The 2,880-nt window shown below is 66.6% G+C and carries 2 protein-coding genes; both read left to right on the forward strand.

Annotated elements, in window-relative coordinates; all coding sequences use genetic code 11:
- Window positions 1-1,845, forward strand: a 1,845-nt coding sequence (locus tag ACZ499_RS40020) for a 2-oxoacid:acceptor oxidoreductase subunit alpha (protein WP_468682150.1), incomplete at its 5' end; no start/stop codon positions are given.
- A partial coding sequence (locus ACZ499_RS40025) for a 2-oxoacid:ferredoxin oxidoreductase subunit beta (protein WP_468682151.1) occupies window positions 1,838-2,880 on the forward strand: 1,043 nt, incomplete at its 3' end. The genes ACZ499_RS40020 and ACZ499_RS40025, both read left to right, overlap by 8 nt.

Raw genomic sequence — 2,880 nt, forward strand, 5'->3', positions numbered from 1 at the left:
GTCAAGCGCCTTGATCGGGTGATCATTCGCTTCGCGGGTGATTCGGGTGACGGGATGCAGCTCACGGGTGACCGGTTCACCTCGGAGACCGCCTCGTTCGGCAACGATCTGTCGACCCTGCCGAACTTCCCCGCCGAGATCCGTGCCCCCGCCGGGACCCTGCCCGGCGTCTCCAGCTTCCAGCTCCACTTCGCCGACCACGACATCCTCACCCCCGGCGACGCACCCAACGTCCTGGTCGCCATGAACCCCGCAGCACTCAAAGCCAACCTCGCCGACGTACCCCGCGGCGCGGACATCATCGTCAACACCGACGAGTTCACCAAACGCCCGATGGCGAAGGTCGGCTACGCCACCAGCCCCCTCGAAGACGGCACCCTGGACGCCTACAACGTCCACCCCGTCCCCCTGACCACCCTCACCGTGGAAGCGCTGAAGGAGTTCGGGCTCTCCCGCAAGGAAGCCGAACGCTCCAAGAACATGTTCGCCCTCGGCCTGCTGTCGTGGATGTATCACCGCCCCACCGAGGCAACCGAGGCATTCCTGCGGCAGAAGTTCGCCAAGAAGCCCGACATCGCCGAGGCGAACGTCACCGCGTTCAGAGCGGGCTGGAACTTCGGCGAAACCACCGAAGACTTCGCCGTCTCCTACGAAGTCGCCCCCGCCACCCGCGCCTTCCCCGCCGGCACCTACCGCAACATCTCCGGGAACCTCGCCCTCGCCTACGGACTGCTCGCCGCCTCCCGCCAGGCCGACCTGCCGCTCTACCTCGGCTCCTACCCGATCACCCCCGCCTCGGACATCCTGCACGAGCTGTCCCGACACAAGAACTTCGGCGTCCGCACCTTCCAGGCCGAGGACGAAATCGCCGGAATCGGCGCCGCACTCGGGGCCGCCTTCGGCGGATCCCTCGCCGTCACCACCACCTCCGGCCCCGGCGTCGCGCTCAAGTCCGAGACCATCGGGCTCGCGGTGAGCCTTGAGCTGCCGCTGCTCATCGTCGACATCCAGCGCGGCGGCCCCTCCACCGGCCTGCCGACCAAGACCGAGCAAGCCGACCTCCTACAGGCGATGTACGGCCGAAACGGCGAAGCCCCCGTCCCCGTCATCGCACCGAAAACCCCCGCCGACTGCTTCGACGCCACCCTCGACGCCGCCCGGATCGCCCTGACCTACCGGACACCCGTCTTCCTGCTCTCCGACGGCTACCTCGCCAACGGATCCGAACCCTGGCGCATCCCCGACACCGACGAACTCCCCGACCTGCGCACCCAGTTCGCCACCACCCCCAACCACACCCTCGCCGACGGCACCGACGTGTTCTGGCCCTACAAACGCGACCCCCACACCCTCGCCCGCCCCTGGGCCATCCCCGGCACCCCCGGCCTCGAACACCGCATCGGCGGCATCGAAAAACAAGACGGCACCGGCAACATCTCCTACGACCCCGCCAACCACGACCTCATGGTCCGCACCCGCCAAGCCAAAATCGACGGCATCCACGTCCCCGACCTCGAAGTCGACGACCCCGACACCGCACACACCCTCGTCCTGGGCTGGGGCTCCACATACGGACCCATCACGGCCGCAGTGCGCCGCCTGCGGACCGCCAACATCCCCATCGCCCAGACCCACCTGCGCCACCTCAACCCCTTCCCCCAGAACCTGGGCGAAGTCCTGAAGCGATACGACAAGGTAGTGGTGCCCGAGATGAACCTCGGCCAGCTCGCCACCCTCATCCGCGCGAAGTACCTCGTGGACGCCCAGTCATACACCCAGGTCAACGGCATGCCCTTCAAAGCCGAACAACTCGCCACGGCCCTGAAGGAGGCCATCCATGCCTGAGGCACTCAAACTGGTCCCCAAGACCGAGACCCCGCAGTCCATGAAGGACTTCAAGTCGGATCAGGAAGTGCGCTGGTGCCCCGGCTGCGGCGACTACGCCGTCCTCGCCGCCGTACAAGGCTTCATGCCCGAACTCGGCCTCGCCAAAGAAAACATCGTCTTCGTCTCCGGCATCGGCTGCTCCAGCCGCTTCCCCTACTACATGAACACCTACGGGATGCACTCCATCCACGGACGCGCCCCCGCCATCGCCACCGGCCTCGCCACCAGCCGCCAAGACCTCTCCGTCTGGGTCGTCACCGGCGACGGCGACGCCCTCTCCATCGGCGGCAACCACCTCATCCACGCCCTCCGCCGCAACGTCAACCTCAAAATCCTGCTCTTCAACAACCGCATCTACGGCCTCACCAAGGGCCAGTACTCCCCCACCTCAGAAGTCGGCAAAATCACCAAGTCGACCCCCATGGGCTCCCTCGACGCACCCTTCAACCCGGTCAGCCTCGCACTCGGAGCCGAAGCCTCCTTCGTCGCCCGCACCATCGACTCCGACCGCAAACACCTCACCGAAACCCTCCGCGCAGCCGCCGACCACCCCGGCACCGCCCTCATCGAGATCTACCAGAACTGCAACATCTTCAACGACGGCGCCTTCGACACCCTCAAAGACCACGAACAAGCCCAGAACGCCGTCATCCGCCTCCAACACGGCCACCCCATCCTCTTCGGCACCGACAACAGCAAAGGCATCGTCCGCGACCACACCACCGGCGACCTGAACATCATCACCGTCACGCCGGAGAACGAGTCACAGATCCTCATCCACGACGCCCACGCCGCCACCCCCACCACCGCCTTCGCCCTCTCCCGCCTCGCCGACCCCCAGACCCTCCACCACACCCCCATCGGCATCCTCCGCAACGTGACCCGCCCCGTCTACGACACCCAGATGGCCGACCAACTCGACCAGGCCATCGAACAGCGCGGCAAGGGCGACCTCACCACCCTCCTCACCGGCAACGACACCTGGACCGTCAC

Source organism: Streptomyces sp. NPDC031265, from assembly GCF_055570295.1.